The following is a 17,036-nucleotide window of genomic DNA, read 5'->3' as shown; positions in this document are numbered from 1 at the left end:
GCCGAGTGTGCCGGTCTAGAATTCTTCCCAATTGTCCATATCAACCGCCGCATTGCCTGACACATAGTTCTCGGGTACTGGCGCCGGTTTTTCACTGTGCCTGACCTGCGGTTTTTCTGATCGGGTTTCTGCACCTTTTACTGGCACTTTTTCGCTGACAGCAATTGGTTTTGCCTGAGGCTTGGGCGCAGCGACGGCAGCAAGTGAAACCGCACGGTGGCTTACAGTCTGTCCGCTTTTGAACTTGGAAACCAGTTTCTCAAGTTCCGTCGCTTCGGTGTTGAGAGAGTGACAGGCCGCCGTTGCTTCTTCCGCCATTGCAGCGTTCTGCTGTGTACCTTTCTCAATTTCGCCTACGGTAAGGTTGATCTCGCTAATAGTGCCCGCCTGCTCGGAACTGCGCGCAGCAATACCGTCAATGGCCTCACTGATCTGCACAACCTGCTGCGAGATCCGTTTCAAGGCGCCGCCGGCTTCATCGACCAGCTTGGAGCCTTGCTTCACCTGTTGGCCGGATTTCAAGATGAGTGCTTCAATCTCCTTGGCAGCACTGGCCGAACGCTGGGCAAGATCGCGAACCTCGGTTGCCACCACCGCAAAACCGCGCCCTGCATCACCCGCGCGCGCCGCTTCAACGCCGGCATTGAGCGCCAATAGATTGGTCTGGAAAGCAATTTCGTCGATAACAGAGATGATCTTGCTGATTTCCGTCGCTGACCCTTCGATCAATCGCATCGCATCCAGAGCGCGCTCCACAACTTCTCCGCTACGCTTGGCGTCTTTGGTCGCTTCTTTTGCCACGGTTTGTGTTTCTTCGGCGCTTTTGGACGACAGGCGAATATTCTCGGTGATATTGTTGAGATTGGCAGCTGTTTCTTCAAGTGTAGCCGCCTGGCGTTCGGTGCGCTGGGAAAGATCGTCCGATGCCGTCACAAATTCTCGAATACCTGTGCGAATGGAGCCTGATGCGCCAGATACCCCGTTGAACGCCGAAGAAAATTGGGACAGTGCATGGTTTAGGTTTTGACGCAAACCTTCCATGTCATTTTCAAATGTCACATCGTCAATGTTTGCCGTTAGATCGCCGGTCGCCAGCGCCTGAAGGCTTTGACCAATTCTCTCAATTGCAGAAAGGCGCGGTGTAATGTCGGTTGCAAACTTGATGACTTTGACAATATTGCCTCGGGAATCTTTTGTCGGGTGATAATTGGCTTGGATGAAAACGTCGTTCCCGCCTTTACCCATGCGCTTGAACTCACCGCTTACACATTGACCACTGCGAAGCGTTGTCCAGTGATCCTTATATTCCTGTGACTGCGCAAACTCGGGATGCACGAACATTGAGTGTTTCTTGCCGACAATTTCCTCAAGGCTGTAGCCGAGCGTTTGGCAAAACGGCTCGTTGGCCCACAAAATTGTGCCGTCAATGTTAAACTCGATAATCGCGGAGGATTTCGACATGGCGTCCAGCCGCGCGGCATTGTCGAACGCTTCATTCTTTTCCTTGGTGATATCGTAGGCGAGTTTGACAACTTTTTTCGTTCTGCCACGGTTGTCCGTCACCGGATTATAGGTCGCTCTGATCCAAAACTCTTTGCCGTTTTTATCAAAGCGGCTGAACTCACTGCTGTTAAAGTTACCATTGCGCAGATCTTGCCAGAAATCCTGATACTCCTTAGATTCTGCATATGCTTTATCAACAAACATGCTGTGATGTTTGCCGACGATCTCTTTCAGATCATAGCCGGTAACTTTGCAAAAATTTTCATTAGCGTCGAGAATATTGCCTTGTGGGTCAAATTCGATGCACGCGGCTGATTTATCAATGGCAGCCAGAATTGATACGGCATTGTTACTGTGTTTTGAGCTAAACGCGATCATGAATATCTCCGTAGAAATGAAGAATTATTGATGCCGCGTATCGCCGTCAGGCGCCCGTCGCGACAGGGCCTTCCACCGCAATCCTCATGATCTGAGTAGATAGGACAGAGCCAATACATCTTGGCCGGCAATTAGAACCGTCACCTACAATCGTTATTGTAGTATTAAGAGTAATAGGCGATTTTACACTAGGAAAATGTTAGCGTGCAAAGACGTCTCAGGGTTGTAGCCGGTGGTATTAATGCCTGCTGTTCTGGCTTACAGCAAACCGGAACTGCCCAATGCAGGCAATCGGCCCAAGGCGCCCAGCGGCACCTTGCCCAGATAATTTTCTTCAATCTCGCGGCGACAAGAATCTTCAATTTCCTCATCGCTCAAACCGCTGTCGGCTGACGATGTGTGGAGCAGCTTAACGGTCGCATAAGTGTCGTACAGCACGATGTTGGTTATGTTGCGTGCGCGGGCACCGTTAAAGCTGATATTCAGCGACACATAGGGTTCTGTGCCCCAATCCGATGTTGCTGACGCGACTTCTTCTAAATGCAGAAAGCCAGGCGCAAAAAACAGCTGCGAGGCCTCTTCGACAATATCGGTCAGGCAATCGAAACGCTCCATTTGAATATAGCCGATATAGTGGGACAGATCGACGAGCCTGAGCTCGGCTATAAACCCGCGCAATGTCGCCGCTAGCTGGGCTTCAATCTTGGAATGGAGCGTCATTTCATTCATTAAGCGAGACCCATTTTCTGGCTTTTGGCGGTTTGATTTCTAAGAAATGCGATAATTTGCGCAACGGACTGGAAAAATTCTGGCGGGATTGGCTGGTCGACCTTCGAAATTTTATAAAGACCGCGTGCGAGCTGCACATTCTCAATGACAGGCACTTCATGATCTTTTGCAATTTCACGAATGCGCAACGCGATGATGTCCTGTCCCATTGCGACAACCATAGGCGCGGGATCTTCATCCGGCCGGTAGCGCAGGGCCACAGAAAAGTGTGTCGGATTGGCGATGATGACAGTTGCTGTCGGCACTGCCGCCATCATTCGATTGCGCGAGCGGTCCAGAGCCATAGAGCGCTGGCGTGAACGCAGCAGCGGGTCGCCCATTGCCTGCTTGATTTCGTCTTTGACCTCTTGCTTGGTCATCTTCAAATCATCGAGCCATTGTTTGCGCGATATGAAAATATCAACCGCAGTGATGGCGGTCATGGTCACCAAAATCGCTGAAACGATGCCGATCAGCTCAATCTGGAGGTGGTTCAGAAAATCGGCGGTCCGCGTATAAAGACCGGTTATCAAACCTTCGATAAAATTGGATGTGAGGAGGTAAACGATAAAGATAGAGATGCCGACCTTGGCAACGGATTTCAAAAACTCGATGAAACCCTTGCCGGAGAAAATACGCTCGCGGCCCTTGCTCAATGAAATTCTGGATAGTTGCGGGGTTACGCGTTTCCATACGATTGACGGCGGGTTCTGGGAAACAGAACTGGCAATACCGGCGAGCATCAAGCCGACAAAGAACGGGGCGGCGATAATGATGCCGATGGAGATGCAGACATTGGCAAGCTCCATAATATCGTCACTGGACACAAGATGGATTTCACCTGAGCGGTCAAGCAACCCGGCGAGCTGTTCGCCAGTTGCCGCCATATTGCCCGACATGGTGAACACGGTAACGGCCAGTATGACCAGAAGACTGAAAAAGATCGACAGCTCTTTGGAAACAGGGGTTTGACCTTTTTCCAATGCGTCTTTGATCTTCTGTTCTGAAGCGTCTTCGGTTTTCTGTTCTTTGTCTTGATCGTCGGACATGACCTAGCGACCCCTACTTTTCCGGCAGAGTAATCTGGCCTTCAGCGGCCATTTTCAGGGCTAGTGTCGCGATTGATTTACGGGCTTGGAGAACGGTGTTTTCCTGTATTTTCACGTCGTCGCTTATTTCGGATTCGATCATCCGGCGTGTGCGTTGACCAAGGCTGGAAAGCACAGCTTCCATGACGCTTTTATCTGCTTTGTACAATGCATTTGTGAGCAGCTCCTGCGGTAGGCCGTCACAAAGCTTGGTGCGGTCTTCGGTAGCCATGCGCACCACATCTTCAAAGCGGAACATCATAGATTTAACCAGCGCCAGCTTCTTGTCATCGATCTGACCTTCCATCTGCGCCAGCATCATATCGCATGTCTCGCTGTCCATCTCGTTGAGAATGTCAGCCATTTTGGATGCTGACTCACGCATTCCGCCCGCATTTGGATTAGGCTTGAACTCTTCACGCAGATTTTTCTCGATAGCCTCAAGCATACGGTCGCTGATGTCGCGCGAAGAAAGCATACGCGCCACTGTCTTTTTGCGCTTGTCTTCAGGCAATTGTTTGAGCAAAGACGCCGACGTCTTGGGTTGAAGACGTTTCAGAATAATGGATGCAAGCTGGGCCGGCTGCTTTTCAAGATAAGCAACAACCTTTTCCGGTTCTGTCTCTTCCAGCTGTTCCCAAATGTTGATGGTTTCTTTTTCAGAATTATCCATTTGCTCGCGCTTGATGAAATCTTTCAGTTCATCATCGCTCATAAAGTCATTGAGGATATTCTTCATCGTGTCAGCCGAATCAATCAGGCCGACACCTTTGGTAAATTCTGCCTCGAATTCCTGAACCAGCTTTTCCAGATCAGGCTGCGGGATTGTCTGTAATGTATGGGCGGCGTCAATCATCACACGCAGCTCGTCGCTTTTGAATGTTTTCAAAACAACGCCGGCACGCTCTTTACCCATTGCTACGAGAATGGCAGCGGCGCGTTGTGGTCTGCTGAGTGTGTAAACTTTTACCATGAGTAAATCTTACGAGCCAAGTTTTACGATACGGACGCAAAGCGAATTAGGATCATGACTGTCGATCTCCAATTCGCCTTCACCAATTTTTTTGCCGTTCACAGCAATATCAACCGGTTCGCCGACTTTGGAGTCGAGCGTGACAACGGTATCTGGTTCCAGTGCCATGAGTTGCGATACAGACATGCGTGTTGAGCCAATGATCACCTGCACTTCAACAGGAACATCAAAGACGCTCTTATTATAATTGGCTTTGCCTGTATATTTCCTCGCCGCACCATCAAGTTCATCATCAGAAATTGATTTTTGCAATTCGTTGATTGCCTCATTCAGCGGATCGGATTCAACAAAGGATGCCGGCTCTTCGGCATCTGCAAGCACGCTTGGCTCTTCCAGCGGCTCCAGTGGTTCCAGGTCCATATCGAGGGGGCTATCTGCCTTTAAATCTGCCATAATATTTGTTCGCCTTCTAAACGGCTGAAGTTATAATCGACTGAATCGGCTCGTGCGCTTCTTCGACCAGTAATGCGTATGAAGTTTCATCTTGCCCGAGTTGGCATTTGTGAAGCTTGCGTCCCTTAGAGGAAAGTGTGGTTTGGCACTTTTTATTATCCCCCAAAGAAAGCGTTGCACCGGGTTTTAACTTGGCAACATCTCTCAATGTCATCTCGGAAAGGTGGATAACACCAAGAATTTCGATATCGATGTCTTTTTCCGGCGATATTTCACGTTTGTTTTCACGCGGGGGCTCTGGTTCCTTTTCCCGGAAATTCAATTTCAGTATCGCGCTCTGAGACAGCAAAACCTCAAATGTGTAGGACTGGTTGCCATGTTGAACTGTCATGGCAAAGCTTGCGTGATCGCCAAGTCCGTTTTGTGTCGTCTGGCCGGTCATTTTATCAAGACTTAACCGCGATGACAGGTCGAGTACGGATTCAATGGTTGCTGCCATCAAATTACCGAACTCGATAAGAATGGTTTCCTGAAATTCTGTCAGGGCTGTCGCGCTGGCGTCGCTTTCAAGCTCGGGATCTGATCCCAGCATCATGTCGACAAGCATTGATCCTTGTTGAGGCAGCACACACATTGCCGCCGGAACTCTGCCCTTGTCGGACTTAAAGCCGAAAAACGCAGTATCGTTTGAATTGCGGAAATCAAAGCTTTTGGCTGTGCCTTCAACGCGCCATTTAATTTCATAGCCTAAGGTTTTAAAATTGGTGTTGAGCGCAGATTGAAAGCGCGAGGACACCGCACTGACCAGCTTGTCAATGTGTTCGTGCTCGCCTTTTTGCCGAAGGATGCGTTTATACACATCCGGCATGTCGCTATTGATAGGGGTCGCCACTGCAATAGACATTGATCTTAACCACCACCCATGGAGACGTTTTCAACATCATCAAGTGTTGGCCGGTAATGGTGCGAAATTGTTTTGCGTCCGAATTCCAGCGCCACCTGAGGCAGTGAGCCGTTCATATAGGCAATAAGGGTTTGCTTGGCGACGAAGTACAAACGGATGTTCTTTTCACGAACGGTTTTAACGCTTGTCGCAATCGGGCCGACAACCGCATAGGACAGGAAGATACCCACAAATGTACCAACCAAAGCCGCACCGATTAGGCCGCCCAAAATCTCCGGGCTCTGGTCAATGGCGCCCATCGCTTTGACCACGCCCAACACCGCGGCAACAATGCCGAGAGCGGGCAGGCCGTCCGCCATTGCCTGCAGGCCGTGATAGGCTTTCATCTTGTCGTGCTTGATGGTGTCGATTTCCTCTTCCATCAGCGCCTCGACTTCGTGCGGTCTGGCATTGCCGACAATGATAAGGCGCACATAGTCACAGATGAAGCCCGTTAGATCAGGTTCCTGGAGAATCAGCGGATAACCCTGAAAGATTTCCGAATCATCCGGATTGTCGATATGAGTTTCAACTTCGTTGCGTGGCTTGTTCTTCAGTTCGCGAAGCAGCTGGTAAAGAAGGCCAAGAAGCTGAAGATATTTCTCGCTCGTCGGAACCGAGTTTTTAAAACTTTCGGCCAGCGATTTGCCTGTGTCTTTAACAACATACATTGGGTTGGCAATCAGGAAAATGCCGATTGCCGCACCGCCAATAATTACGAATTCAAAAGGTTGATTGAGGACGCCCAATTTGCCGCCCATCGCCATATAACCGCCCAGCACGCAGCCGAGAGTAACGATCATGCCGATTAAAATGCCCACATCTATCTCCAATGGTTTCGCCGCAAGATGACACGCAAACCTTGCTTCAAACTGTTTTTAGGTAGTCGTGCCAGCGCTTTTATCAGTTCAGCTACGCGCAAGCAGATGCCGCTAGCCTGCCGGCAGTTTGAACCGGAGCGCTTTCATGGTTGGCACCCTTACGTCCTATCAAAATTTAAGCCGCGATATACCTTCTGCGATATCGCGCGTTGCTGCGCAGCCTTTTGAAGCGCGGGAAGTTGAATATTTCAGCAAGACAATCCAGACTATCAAGAACGTGGAAGACTTTGTAGCCGACCGGCGGGTATTCGCATTTGCCATGCAGGCTTTCGGTCTTGGTGAAATGACCTATGCGACAGCGTTTATGGAGAAGGTGTTGAACGAAGGCATCAGCGATGATGACAGCTTCGCCAATTCATTATCCGACCCCCGTTACCGCGAATTTGCAAAGGCATTTAACTTTGAATCATTTGGCAGCGCTGCGACCTCTTTTGATAGAGCGCAAGGTGAGGTCGTTGATAAATATCTGCGCCAGACTCTGGAAGAAAGCCAGGATAATGAAGGTGTCCGTCTCGCTCTTTATTTCGAGCGCAAAGCACCAAACATAACATCCTATCTACAAATACTGGCCGAACCGGCCATTGCCACAGTGGTTCGTACGGCCCTTGGTATACCACAATCAACAGCCGCGCTTGATCTGGATAAGCAAGTAGAAATGATATCCGAGAAACTCGATCTGGAAGAGTTTCAAAGCGCCGAAGGCATTGAGAAATTCCTGCAAAAATTCACCGCACTTTATGACATCAACAATCCGCAAACAACAGACGCAGGCGGCGTTGGTCTGCTGTTCGGACAGGCCGGTGCAATTGGTATTGATATGAACACGATGCTGCAAATCCAACAATTGAGGCGTACATAATATGCAAGATGGACTAACCGTCAGCCTTACCGGGCAAGTGGCCATGGAAGAACGGCTAACGAGCCTTGCGAACAATGTGGCAAACAGCCGGACCGTTGGCTTTCGTGCAACGCAAATCACGTTTGACGAAGTGCTAAAGAGCGTTGACGATCAGCGCATATCAATGGTCTCCAAAGGTGACGAAATCATCAGCGACCGCGCAGGCGGACTTGAAAAAACAGGCAATACGCTTGATTTGGCTATTTCGGGTGATGCCTGGTTTCAGGTGCGATCCAACGGCGTTAATGTCATGACGCGTGATGGCCGCTTTAAAGTGGATGATCAGGGCGCTTTGGTCACTCTGGGCGGTGATGCGGTTCTTGATGGTGGCGGCGCACCTATCCAGATTAACATTGCTGCCGGTGAGATTGATATTGCCGGTGATGGTGTTATTTCACAAAACGGTAATATTGTCGGCGGTGTCGGCCTGTTCAGCTTTGAACCGGGTATTGATTTTGAACGCTATGGTCCGTCCGGTTTTCGCGCCAATGCAACCACTGAACCTTTGGTGGACCAGTCCAAAGCAGGCGTCATGCAGGGCTATGTGGAACAGTCAAATGTCAATCCCATACAGGAGATCACCCGCCTGATCACGGTGCAGCGCAGCTTTGAACAATCGGTTGCTCTGTCCGAACAGTCAGACCAGTCTTTGCAGCAACTGATCCGTAGCTTTGGACGCTGATAAATTATGGCCAGCCTGACAGAGCTTGCTGATACAGTCGCGGCGGGAAATTTTCTAAGCGAACCGGTTGCCTTTGGCGGGCGGGTAAAAAGCCTTCATAGCAATAGCGCTCTTCTTGAAGGCATGCCTTCCCACTTGCAGCTGGGTGATATGGTCAAGCTGCTGCATAGCGGTGGCAGCACACGTGTTGAAGTCGTCAAAATTTCGGATGAAAGCGCGCTTGGTGTTCCCTGTGAGCCGATGGGCGGTATCTCGCCGGGCGCTGCCGCGCTGATTGATCACGGTGTAAAAAAGCGTAACGCGAAAGAAATGCTCGGACGTGTCGTCAACGCGCTCGGAGAGCCGATTGATGAAGGCGGCAGGATTTCGCTTGCTCCGGCGCGCGAAGAGGTAGTCAACGATTTCTCGCCGATGAAACGCGGCCGAGTGGACCAGCCGATCAAGACGGGTATCCGCCTTGTTGATATCTTTACGCCGATTTGCGTTGGCCAGAGGCTCGGCATTTTTGCCGGTTCCGGCGTTGGAAAATCAACACTTCTGGCCATGTTTGCCAAAACGGATGATTTTCAGGCTGTTGTTATTTCGCTGGTTGGCGAGCGCAGCCGCGAGGTTCGCGAATTTGTGGAAGATACGCTTGGCCCGGAGCGTTTGCAAAAATCCATTATCGTGGTGGCGACAAGCGATGAAAGCGCAGTGATGCGTAAACGTGCGCCGCTGACCGCAATGGAAATTGCGCGGGATTTAGCGCGCGAAGGCAAGCGGGTGCTTTGCCTTGTTGATTCGCTGACGCGATATGCCCATGCCTTGCGCGAGGTTGCGGTGACATTGGGAGAGCCGCCGGTCTCGCGCGGTTATCCGTCATCGGTGTTTACCGAACTGCCGCGTCTGCTTGAAATGGCCGGTCCGAGCGAAACCGGATCGGACGGTTCGGTGACGCTGATTGCCACGGTTCTGGTTGATGGTGATGATCACAATGATCCGGTCTCGGATTGTTTGCGCGGTATTCTGGACGGACATTTGGTGCTGGACCGCGGCCTGGCCAATCGCGGCAGGCTTCCGGCGATTGATCCGGCGGCTTCTATTTCGCGGCTGGCCACGAAGGTGTGGAGCAATAGCGAGCGCGGACTTGTCAGTAAATTAAAGGCGATGGTCACATTGTATGAGGAAAGCCGCGATCTGCGAATGATGGGCGGTTATCAACCGGGCGCTGATGCGGACCTTGATCATGCGGTCTCGCTTGTTCCGGTCATCTATGAGTTTTTAAAACAGGGTATTGATGATCCGGTATCAAGCGACGTGTTTGCCGATATGGCGGCTCATCTTAAGCAGGAAACGGGAAGCGAATGATGTCTAACCGCTCATCAAAAAATAAAAAGCCCTGGTTTGACCGCGGTGATGTGGGGCTGGGCGTGTTTCTTGTTACCGTCACAGGCTGGTCGCTGTTCCTGCCGTTTGACGCTTATACCAATCCAACCCGTTATGCGCCGCCTGAAATGGTATTCTCGCGTCAGCAGCCGGGCGCGGAAGACAGTCTGGCCTATATGGCCGGCGGACGTGCCTTGTTTGATCTGGCGGATGGGCGCTTTAAGCCTGCCAATCCGCTGCCGGAGGTCGATCAGATTATGACCGGAACCGTTGGCGGTGAAACGGTCAAGGCTGTCGACACGCCAATGCCGAAGATTATCGCCAAGGATGTGCAGTTACTCGCCGGTGATAAACGCCGCGCCATGATTATGAGCGATGACGGCATCTATATTGTCAGCCGGCAATCACGTTTGCCGGGCGGTGCGCGGGTGCGGGCGCTGATTGAAGAGGACGGTGAAAGCCGCCTTGTGACGAATCGGTATGTGGTGCTGCGCGCCGGACAAAAAAAATAAACTCCGGCGACAAGCTACAGACAAGTTCATTCAGCTACATTCTTCATAGTTTAAGAGGAATGTCATGGAAACAACATCCATATTTTCAATTGCCTCCACGAATGCGCAATGGCTTTCTGCGCGTCAAGCGACCGTGGCAGGTAATATCGCTAATGCGAATGTCACAACCTACAAAGCGCTTGATACGGCTTCTTTTGCCGACACGCTGAACGACGTAACCAACAAGATGGAACTGACAAACGTCAACCATCTGACCGGTACGCGCAGCATTGGTGATGTTGCGATTGAAAGTTCGGGTAAAGGCGTTTCACTTGAAGCTGAACTGGCAAAATCTTCTCAGGTGCGTAGCCAGACGGAACTGAACACAGCGATCACATCCTCTTTCCACCGGATGCTTCTCATGACGGTGAAACCATAATGGATAATCTAGCAGTAAGTCTGAAAATCGCATCAGCCGGTCTTGATGTTGAATCGCTGCGTATGCGGGTTGTTTCTGAAAACCTTGCGAACGCACAATCGACCAGCGAGGTTAAAGGCGGCGATCCTTACCAGCGCAAACTGGTCAATTTTGAAACTATTTTGCTTCGTGAAAGCGACGCTTCTTCCGTCGGTATCAGCGGTATTTCCGGCGATAGGCGCGAATTTCAAACAACGTTTGATCCCGGGCATCCGGCAGCAGACGATGCAGGCTATGTCAAAATGCCCAACGTGAATCCGATTATTGAAATGGCGGATATGCGTGAAGCCAACCGCTCCTATCAGGCCAATCTGGAAGTGTTCAAACAGGCACGTGACCTGATCGGTATGACTATTGAACTTATGAGGTCAGGACGATGATTGAAGCAATCGGTCAAATTGGGGACAGCGCATCCAGTGCTGCCACAGGCCAAGCCAAAACAATTAGCATCAGCTCGCAAATGTCGTTCGGTGAAGTTCTGTCCGACATGGCGGCCAATACGATTTCATCTGTTCGCACAGCCGATAAAACCGCGGTTCAGGGTTTGATGGGCAATGCCGATACGCGCCAGGTTGTTGATGCTGTTATGCAGGCCGAACAGGCGCTTCAGGCATCCATTGCCGTGCGCGATAAAATCGTGACCGCCTATCTCGAAATTTCAAGAATGTCGATCTGAGGAATATTTCATGAAAGCCCTTTCTATTGCTGCAACCGGTATGAATGCCCAGCAGACCAATCTTGAAGTGATTGCCAACAATATTGCCAATGTGAACACAACCGGTTTTAAGCGCGCGCGGGCGGAATTTTCTGACCTGCTTTATCAAACGGAGCGTGCGGCAGGAACGCCAACACGCGCCAATGCGGGCATTGTGCCGGAAGGTACCAATATCGGTCTTGGTGTGCGCACAGCAGCGGTGCGTAACGTGCATCTTCAAGGCGCGCTTCAAAGCACCGGCAACCGATTGGACGTGGCGTTGACAGGCAATGGCTGGTTTCAGGTCGATGGTCCGGGAGGGCAAACAGTTTATACCCGCGCAGGCGCGTTTAATACCAATGCCGAGGGCCAGCTTGTTACTTCAGACGGTTATACGGTTCAGCCGAATATTACCGTTCCGGAAAACACTGTTGAAGTGGTCATCAACCAGTCGGGTCAGGTTTTTGCCCGCCTTGATGACCAGATCCAGATGCAGGAACTGGGTCAATTGACACTGGCAACTTTTGCCAATGATGCCGGCCTCAAAGCACTGGGCAGCAACCAGTTTGCAGAAACTGAAGCCTCCGGCGAGGCGCTTGTGGGCGTGCCGGGTGATCCTGGCTATGCGACAATCCAGCAAGGTTATCTTGAAGGTTCCAACGTTGATCCGGTCAAGGAAATTACCGAGCTGATCGCTGCACAGCGCGGCTACGAGATGAACTCGAAAGTTATTCAGGCTGCCGACCAAATGGCCGGTGTTGTTTCTAACGGATTGAGATAATGATTATGCGCCGGAGCGGTATTGCGCGTTTATCCCTATGTGTTCTCACAGGATTGCTGGCTGTCATGCCGGCATATTCTGTTGAACGCGTTGCCACTGCCGTTCGGGTAATCTATCCGGGTCAGACCATTGAAGCGGATATGGTCAAGATTGTTGAACTAAAGCGCGAAATGCCCAATGCGGCCCGCTCAATACAAACTCTTGATGCTCTTGTGGGCAAGGTTGCAACCAAAACTATTCTTCCCAACCGCCTGATCCTTCCAAGTGCTGTTATCGAAGGCAATATTGTTGAAGCCGGTCAGAATGTACGCGTTGTATATGAGACCGCAACAATAAGCATTTCATTGGTGGGCGTTGCGCTTCAGGACGGTATCATTGGCGATGTTATCCGCATCCGCAACCAAGATAGTGCGCGTATTATTACCGGCCGTATTTCCGATGACGGTACAATCTATGTGAGTGCCCTATGAAAATGTTCAAATGGGTTGCCGCCACATTCATTGTTGTTGCTCTCGCCTCGCAGGTATTTGCCCAGTCGCGTATTAAAGACATCGTGACGTTGCAAAGTGCGCGTGACAACCAGCTTATCGGCTATGGCCTTGTGGTCGGTTTGCCCGGCACAGGCGACAGCCTGCGCAATGCGCCATTTACGGAAACGTCCATGCGCTCGATGCTGGATTCGCTTGGTATCGCAACCGAAAGCGGACGGGCACGGCTTAACAATGTTGCGGCTGTTATCGTAACCGCCAACTTTCCGGCATTTATGCGCCACGGATCGCGCATTGATGTTGATGTGTCATCGCTTGGTGATGCTTCTTCGCTTGAAGGCGGGCAGCTTGTGATGACACCTTTGCGCGGCGGTGACGGCGAAATTTACGCTGTAGCGCAAGGACCGGTTTCAACGAGCGGCTTTTTTGCCCGTGGGCAGGCCGAATCTGTATCACAAGGAACACCGACTTCGGGCCGTATTGTCAACGGGGCGATTGTTGAAAAAGAAGTGCAATCGAACGGGCACGAAGTGCACCAGATTACGTTGCAATTGCGCAATCCCGACTACACCACAGCTGTGGCAATTACTGATGCAATCAACCAGTTTTCGCGCAACAATTATGGCGGTATCACCGCGCGCGAAGTTGATGCGCGGACCGTATTGGTGACCAAGCCTAAAAACATTACGTCAGCGCGTTTCGTGGCCTCTATCGAGGCGCTGCCGATCGCCATTGATTCACCGGCGCGTGTTGTTCTGGATTCAAGCACGGGTACAGTTGTTATTGGTCAGGATGTGCGTGTCACGCCGGTAGCGGTCAGCCATGGCGCCTTGACTGTGCGGGTAACCGAGACACCGACAATCAGCCAGCCAAATCCGTTTACGCTTGGTGAGACAGCCGTTGAGCCATTGACCAATATCGAGGTTACGCAAGAGGGCACCGGCATGGGAATTGTCAATGGCGCAAGCCTCAATTCACTTGTCGAAGGGCTTAACCAGCTCGGCGTTGGCCCGCGTGAAACAATCGCCATTTTGCAAACGATTAAAAATGCCGGCGCATTGCAGGCGGATTTGGTGGTGCAGTAATGTTTAATTCTCTGACAAAATCACTTCTTATTGCACCGGTGGTATTTGCAGGGCTGGCGTTAACAGCGCAAGCGCAAGAAAAGCCGACAGTGAACACAGTGCAAAAAAGCCTTGTGTCCAATGTCGCACCCGGCTCTGACAAGGAACTCGAACTTTTCTGCGCCAATATTGAAGATTCAGCGCGTGAACGCCGCTATGCGTTGCAACGGGCGCAGCTCGAAGAGCTGAAAGCCGAGCTGGAAGAGCGCATCAAACTTCTTGATGACAAGCAGAGCGAACTGAAGGTCTGGGTTGAAAAACGCGAAGAATTTGCGCGCATGGCAAGTTCTTCGGTGGTCGACGTCTATGCCAATATGCCGCCTGATTCTGCGGCTGAACGTCTGGCCAATATGGAAGGCGGTCTGTCGGCTGCGCTTCTGATGAAATTAAAATCACGCGTGGCGGCTGCTATTTTAAGTGAAATGGAGCCGAGAAAAGCTTCCATGGTCACGAGTATTATGGCTGCGTCCAGCGATAAAACAACAGCAGTACGTCAATGATAAAACTTAGCGCGCATATGGTGGGAGCTGTCGCAGTTACTGTGGCTCTGAGCGGTTGCATGGTTCAGCCAAAGACAATCGGGCGGACACCGGATCTCAGCCCGATGAGCGTTGATGCGCAATATCAGGCCCATACCAAAGAAGAACTCGGTGCAATGTATCCTGATACGCCGCGCAAATATTCGACGTGGAACAGAAGCGCGGCCTCGCTGTTTACCGGGCGCCAAGCCATGAACCGCGGTGACATTTTGACCGTTAACATTGTTGTTAATGACAGGGCGCAATTTGATAACCGTTCGGACCGGCAGCGCACATCCAGCAAATCGCTTGGCCTTGGCGCAAGCACCAGCGGTGGATTTTCCGGTTCAATTGACGGCAGCTTGAATTCAGGCACAACTTTTGACGGCAGTGGCGGTACTACGCGTCAGGAGAAGTTAAGTGTTGCCGTTGCGGCGGTTGTGATGGAAGTGCTGCCTAACGGCAATCTGGTTATTCGCGGCACACAGGAAATCGTTGTGAATGCGGAGAAACGCATTTTGACGGTTGAAGGTATTGTGCGTCCGTCTGACATCTTACCGAACAGCTCTGTTCCATATGAAAAAATTGCCGAAGCCCGTATCCGTTATGGCGGTCAAGGCCGCATCACCGAGGTCCAGCAGCCACCTTATGGCCAGCAGGCACTCGACATGTTGCTTCCGTTATAGGTGGGTGACATGGCAGATCCTTTGTTGATCGAGACGGACGAGCAGCCGAAGAAAAAGAAGTCAATGGTTTCAGCGATCATTGTGCCGGTTCTTTTGTTGGCTTTATCGGGCGGTTTGGGTTTCAGCTTCTCGAAATTTTATGTGTCGCCGATGATAGAGGCGAATGCGAGCGCTGCACCTGTTGATGTTCAAGCTGCCAACACCGCCAATGCTGCTGCCGCCATACGAAAGTCTGATGAACCCGCCATGGCGGTTGTTGCGCTTGATCCGATTTTGACGAATTTAAGTGATCCGTCGGAAGTCTGGGTAAGGGCGGAATTTTCAGTGCTGTTCAACGATGCGCCTTCTGCCGATGTAACCGCTGAAATTCACGATAATTTTCTACGTTATATGAAAACAGTTAAGCTGCGTAATCTGGAAGGCGCTATCGGATTCGAGCACATGCTTGAGGATTTGAATGAACGGGCCCGGCTGATTAGCGGCGGAGAAGCGGGCCGTGTTTTGGTCAGGGCTTTCATTGTTCAATAATGCGCAACCTTAACACATTTCTTCTGACCTTTTTTGCCTTTATGGCGATGACCAGTGCTGCTTTTGCGCAGAATGTTCTTGGTCCTGTGGGCGGACAGACGAGCGGTCAGATCATCCAGCTCTTCGGGTTGTTGTCGGTGCTTGCTATTGCGCCGGGTATTCTGGTGATGGTCACCTGTTTTCCGCGCTTTGTTATTGTGTTTTCCATTCTGCGTGCCGGTATCGGACTACAATCAACGCCGGCGAATATTATTCTGATCAGCCTTTCACTATTCATGACATTCTATGTGATGTCTCCAGTTCTGGACGAGGCCTGGGAAACGGGTATTCAACCTTTGATGGCCGAGCAGATTAACGAAGAAACAGCGTTCCAGCGCACGATTGAACCATTTCGCGGCTTCATGGAAAAAAACGTTCGCGACAAGGACATTGGTCTTTTTACCGAACTCGCCGAAGAACGCGGACAGAATGTGCAAAATTCTGCCGGAGTCGTTGATATCCGTGTGCTGATTCCCGCCTTTATGATCTCGGAAATTCGCCGCGGCTTTGAAATTGGATTTCTTGTTGTTTTGCCGTTTCTGGTGATCGACCTGATTGTTGCAACCATTGTTATGGCAATGGGCATGATGATGTTACCGCCGTCGGTTGTGTCACTGCCGTTTAAAATATTGTTTTTTGTGATGATTGACGGGTGGAATATTTTGGTTGGTAATCTGGTGCGATCCGTTATCTAACTGTTTACCACGATTGCCTTGCTTGAGCTTTTTTCTCTCCCAAGGCTTTTCCCATTCTGTTTTTGTTAAACTTTATCCACCATTTTCCCAAGCATCGATGGTGGCCCGGTTGGCTATGGCATGATGCCTGTCCATCGAACCGGGATATCCGGCATGTCCCTTCTTTGAGTATCTTTTGAAAGGGACAATTTATGTCCAGTATTTTGACGAACACTGCAGCGATGACTGCGCTTAAATCCCTGCAGTCTACAAATTCTGCTATTGAAACAACACAGGCCCGTATTTCTACAGGTAAAGCGGTTGCTCAAGCCAGTGACAACGCTGCTTATTGGTCTATCGCGACAACAATGCGCTCAGACACAAAAGCTCTTGGCACAGTTCAGGACGCTTTGGGTCTTGGTGCTGCGAAAGTTGACGTTGCCTACACAGGTATCAACGCGACTTTGGACGTTGTTGACGAAATCAAGTCGAAGCTTGTTGCTGCCAGTGAGCCTGGTGTTGACCGTTCTAAAATCCAGTCTGAAATTGGTGAACTTCAAAACCAGCTAACAAGCATTGCTGAATCAGCGACATTCTCCGGTG

At 50.8% G+C, this 17,036-nt stretch carries 22 protein-coding genes; 15 read left to right on the top strand and 7 right to left on the bottom strand.

What is annotated here, in order from left to right:
• Nucleotides 1-15 precede the first annotated feature (15 nt).
• From SU32_RS11885 to motA, 7 genes are all read right to left on the bottom strand, one after another.
• Complete coding sequence (locus SU32_RS11885) at nucleotides 16-1,881, bottom strand: methyl-accepting chemotaxis protein (RefSeq protein WP_053999594.1); 1,866 nt, start codon at nucleotides 1,879-1,881, stop codon at nucleotides 16-18.
• Nucleotides 1,882-2,139: 258 nt separating this feature from the next.
• A complete protein-coding gene (locus SU32_RS11880; protein ID WP_053999593.1) occupies nucleotides 2,140-2,610 on the bottom strand; it encodes a hypothetical protein in 471 nt (156 codons plus the stop codon).
• Nucleotides 2,610-3,698, bottom strand: a complete 1,089-nt coding sequence (locus tag SU32_RS11875; protein ID WP_053999592.1) for an EscU/YscU/HrcU family type III secretion system export apparatus switch protein — start codon at nucleotides 3,696-3,698, stop codon at nucleotides 2,610-2,612. Before SU32_RS11875 ends, SU32_RS11880 begins: the two co-directional genes overlap by 1 nt.
• A gap of 13 nt (nucleotides 3,699-3,711) precedes the next feature.
• Nucleotides 3,712-4,710 carry a FliG C-terminal domain-containing protein gene (locus tag SU32_RS11870; RefSeq protein ID WP_082376687.1) on the bottom strand — a complete coding sequence of 333 codons (999 nt, stop codon included), beginning with the start codon at nucleotides 4,708-4,710 and terminating at the stop codon, nucleotides 3,712-3,714.
• A gap of 9 nt (nucleotides 4,711-4,719) precedes the next feature.
• Nucleotides 4,720-5,163 carry a FliM/FliN family flagellar motor switch protein gene (locus SU32_RS11865; protein ID WP_082376685.1) on the bottom strand — a complete coding sequence of 148 codons (444 nt, stop codon included), beginning with the start codon at nucleotides 5,161-5,163 and terminating at the stop codon, nucleotides 4,720-4,722.
• Nucleotides 5,164-5,179: 16 nt separating this feature from the next.
• Entirely contained in the window at nucleotides 5,180-6,067 is an 888-nt protein-coding gene (locus SU32_RS11860; RefSeq protein WP_053999590.1) for a FliM/FliN family flagellar motor C-terminal domain-containing protein, read from the bottom strand.
• Between the two features lie 5 nt (nucleotides 6,068-6,072).
• Nucleotides 6,073-6,927, bottom strand: a complete 855-nt coding sequence (motA, locus tag SU32_RS11855) for a flagellar motor stator protein MotA (RefSeq protein WP_053999669.1) — start codon at nucleotides 6,925-6,927, stop codon at nucleotides 6,073-6,075.
• 145 nt (nucleotides 6,928-7,072) lie between these two features.
• On the opposite strand from motA, the gene SU32_RS11850 reads away from it, so the two are divergent.
• From SU32_RS11850 to SU32_RS11780, 15 genes are all read left to right on the top strand, one after another.
• The gene (locus SU32_RS11850; protein WP_053999589.1) at nucleotides 7,073-7,846 is read left to right on the top strand and encodes a DUF1217 domain-containing protein; all 774 of its coding nucleotides are present in this window, start codon (nucleotides 7,073-7,075) and stop codon (nucleotides 7,844-7,846) included.
• A 1-nt stretch (nucleotide 7,847) separates the two neighbouring features.
• Nucleotides 7,848-8,567 carry a flagellar basal-body rod protein FlgF gene (flgF, locus tag SU32_RS17250; RefSeq protein ID WP_053999588.1) on the top strand — a complete coding sequence of 240 codons (720 nt, stop codon included), beginning with the start codon at nucleotides 7,848-7,850 and terminating at the stop codon, nucleotides 8,565-8,567.
• 6 nt (nucleotides 8,568-8,573) lie between these two features.
• Nucleotides 8,574-9,914, top strand: coding sequence for a FliI/YscN family ATPase (locus SU32_RS17245; protein ID WP_053999587.1), 1,341 nt, complete (start codon nucleotides 8,574-8,576; stop codon nucleotides 9,912-9,914).
• Nucleotides 9,911-10,444, top strand: coding sequence for a hypothetical protein (locus SU32_RS11835; protein ID WP_144421118.1), 534 nt, complete (start codon nucleotides 9,911-9,913; stop codon nucleotides 10,442-10,444). The genes SU32_RS17245 and SU32_RS11835 overlap by 4 nt, the downstream gene beginning before the upstream one ends.
• A 64-nt stretch (nucleotides 10,445-10,508) precedes the next feature.
• The gene (flgB, locus tag SU32_RS11830; protein ID WP_053999585.1) at nucleotides 10,509-10,862 is read left to right on the top strand and encodes a hypothetical protein; all 354 of its coding nucleotides are present in this window, start codon (nucleotides 10,509-10,511) and stop codon (nucleotides 10,860-10,862) included.
• On the top strand, nucleotides 10,862-11,281 hold the full coding sequence (flgC, locus tag SU32_RS11825; RefSeq protein WP_053999584.1) for a flagellar basal body rod protein FlgC: 420 nt from the start codon (nucleotides 10,862-10,864) through the stop codon (nucleotides 11,279-11,281). The genes flgB and flgC overlap by 1 nt, the downstream gene beginning before the upstream one ends.
• On the top strand, nucleotides 11,278-11,577 hold the full coding sequence (gene fliE, locus SU32_RS11820) for a flagellar hook-basal body complex protein FliE (RefSeq protein WP_053999583.1): 300 nt from the start codon (nucleotides 11,278-11,280) through the stop codon (nucleotides 11,575-11,577). Before flgC ends, fliE begins: the two co-directional genes overlap by 4 nt.
• Before the next feature lie 10 nt (nucleotides 11,578-11,587).
• Complete coding sequence (flgG, locus tag SU32_RS11815; RefSeq protein WP_053999582.1) at nucleotides 11,588-12,376, top strand: flagellar basal-body rod protein FlgG; 789 nt, start codon at nucleotides 11,588-11,590, stop codon at nucleotides 12,374-12,376.
• Nucleotides 12,376-12,846 carry a flagellar basal body P-ring formation chaperone FlgA gene (gene flgA / locus SU32_RS11810; protein ID WP_053999581.1) on the top strand — a complete coding sequence of 157 codons (471 nt, stop codon included), beginning with the start codon at nucleotides 12,376-12,378 and terminating at the stop codon, nucleotides 12,844-12,846. The genes flgG and flgA overlap by 1 nt, the downstream gene beginning before the upstream one ends.
• Complete coding sequence (locus SU32_RS11805; protein WP_053999580.1) at nucleotides 12,843-13,949, top strand: flagellar basal body P-ring protein FlgI; 1,107 nt, start codon at nucleotides 12,843-12,845, stop codon at nucleotides 13,947-13,949. Before flgA ends, SU32_RS11805 begins: the two co-directional genes overlap by 4 nt.
• On the top strand, nucleotides 13,949-14,488 hold the full coding sequence (locus tag SU32_RS11800) for a MotE family protein (protein ID WP_053999579.1): 540 nt from the start codon (nucleotides 13,949-13,951) through the stop codon (nucleotides 14,486-14,488). Before SU32_RS11805 ends, SU32_RS11800 begins: the two co-directional genes overlap by 1 nt.
• Nucleotides 14,485-15,192 (top strand): flagellar basal body L-ring protein FlgH, encoded by a 708-nt coding sequence (locus SU32_RS11795; protein ID WP_082376683.1) that lies wholly within the window; start codon nucleotides 14,485-14,487, stop codon nucleotides 15,190-15,192. The genes SU32_RS11800 and SU32_RS11795 overlap by 4 nt, the downstream gene beginning before the upstream one ends.
• A 9-nt stretch (nucleotides 15,193-15,201) precedes the next feature.
• Nucleotides 15,202-15,720, top strand: coding sequence for a flagellar basal body-associated FliL family protein (locus tag SU32_RS11790; protein WP_053999578.1), 519 nt, complete (start codon nucleotides 15,202-15,204; stop codon nucleotides 15,718-15,720).
• Nucleotides 15,720-16,454: a flagellar type III secretion system pore protein FliP gene (gene fliP / locus SU32_RS11785; RefSeq protein WP_053999577.1), complete on the top strand. Its 735-nt coding sequence runs from the start codon at nucleotides 15,720-15,722 to the stop codon at nucleotides 16,452-16,454. The genes SU32_RS11790 and fliP overlap by 1 nt, the downstream gene beginning before the upstream one ends.
• 191 nt (nucleotides 16,455-16,645) lie before the next feature.
• The coding region (locus SU32_RS11780) for a flagellin N-terminal helical domain-containing protein (protein WP_483756992.1) at nucleotides 16,646-17,036 on the top strand (391 nt) is incomplete at its 3' end.

The organism is Ahrensia marina, from assembly GCF_001293565.1.
In the GTDB taxonomy this organism is placed as follows: Bacteria; Pseudomonadota; Alphaproteobacteria; order Rhizobiales; family Rhizobiaceae; genus Ahrensia; species Ahrensia marina.
The sequence above is the reverse complement of the archived record's forward strand: the minus strand, read 5'-3'. Positions and strand labels throughout refer to the sequence as shown.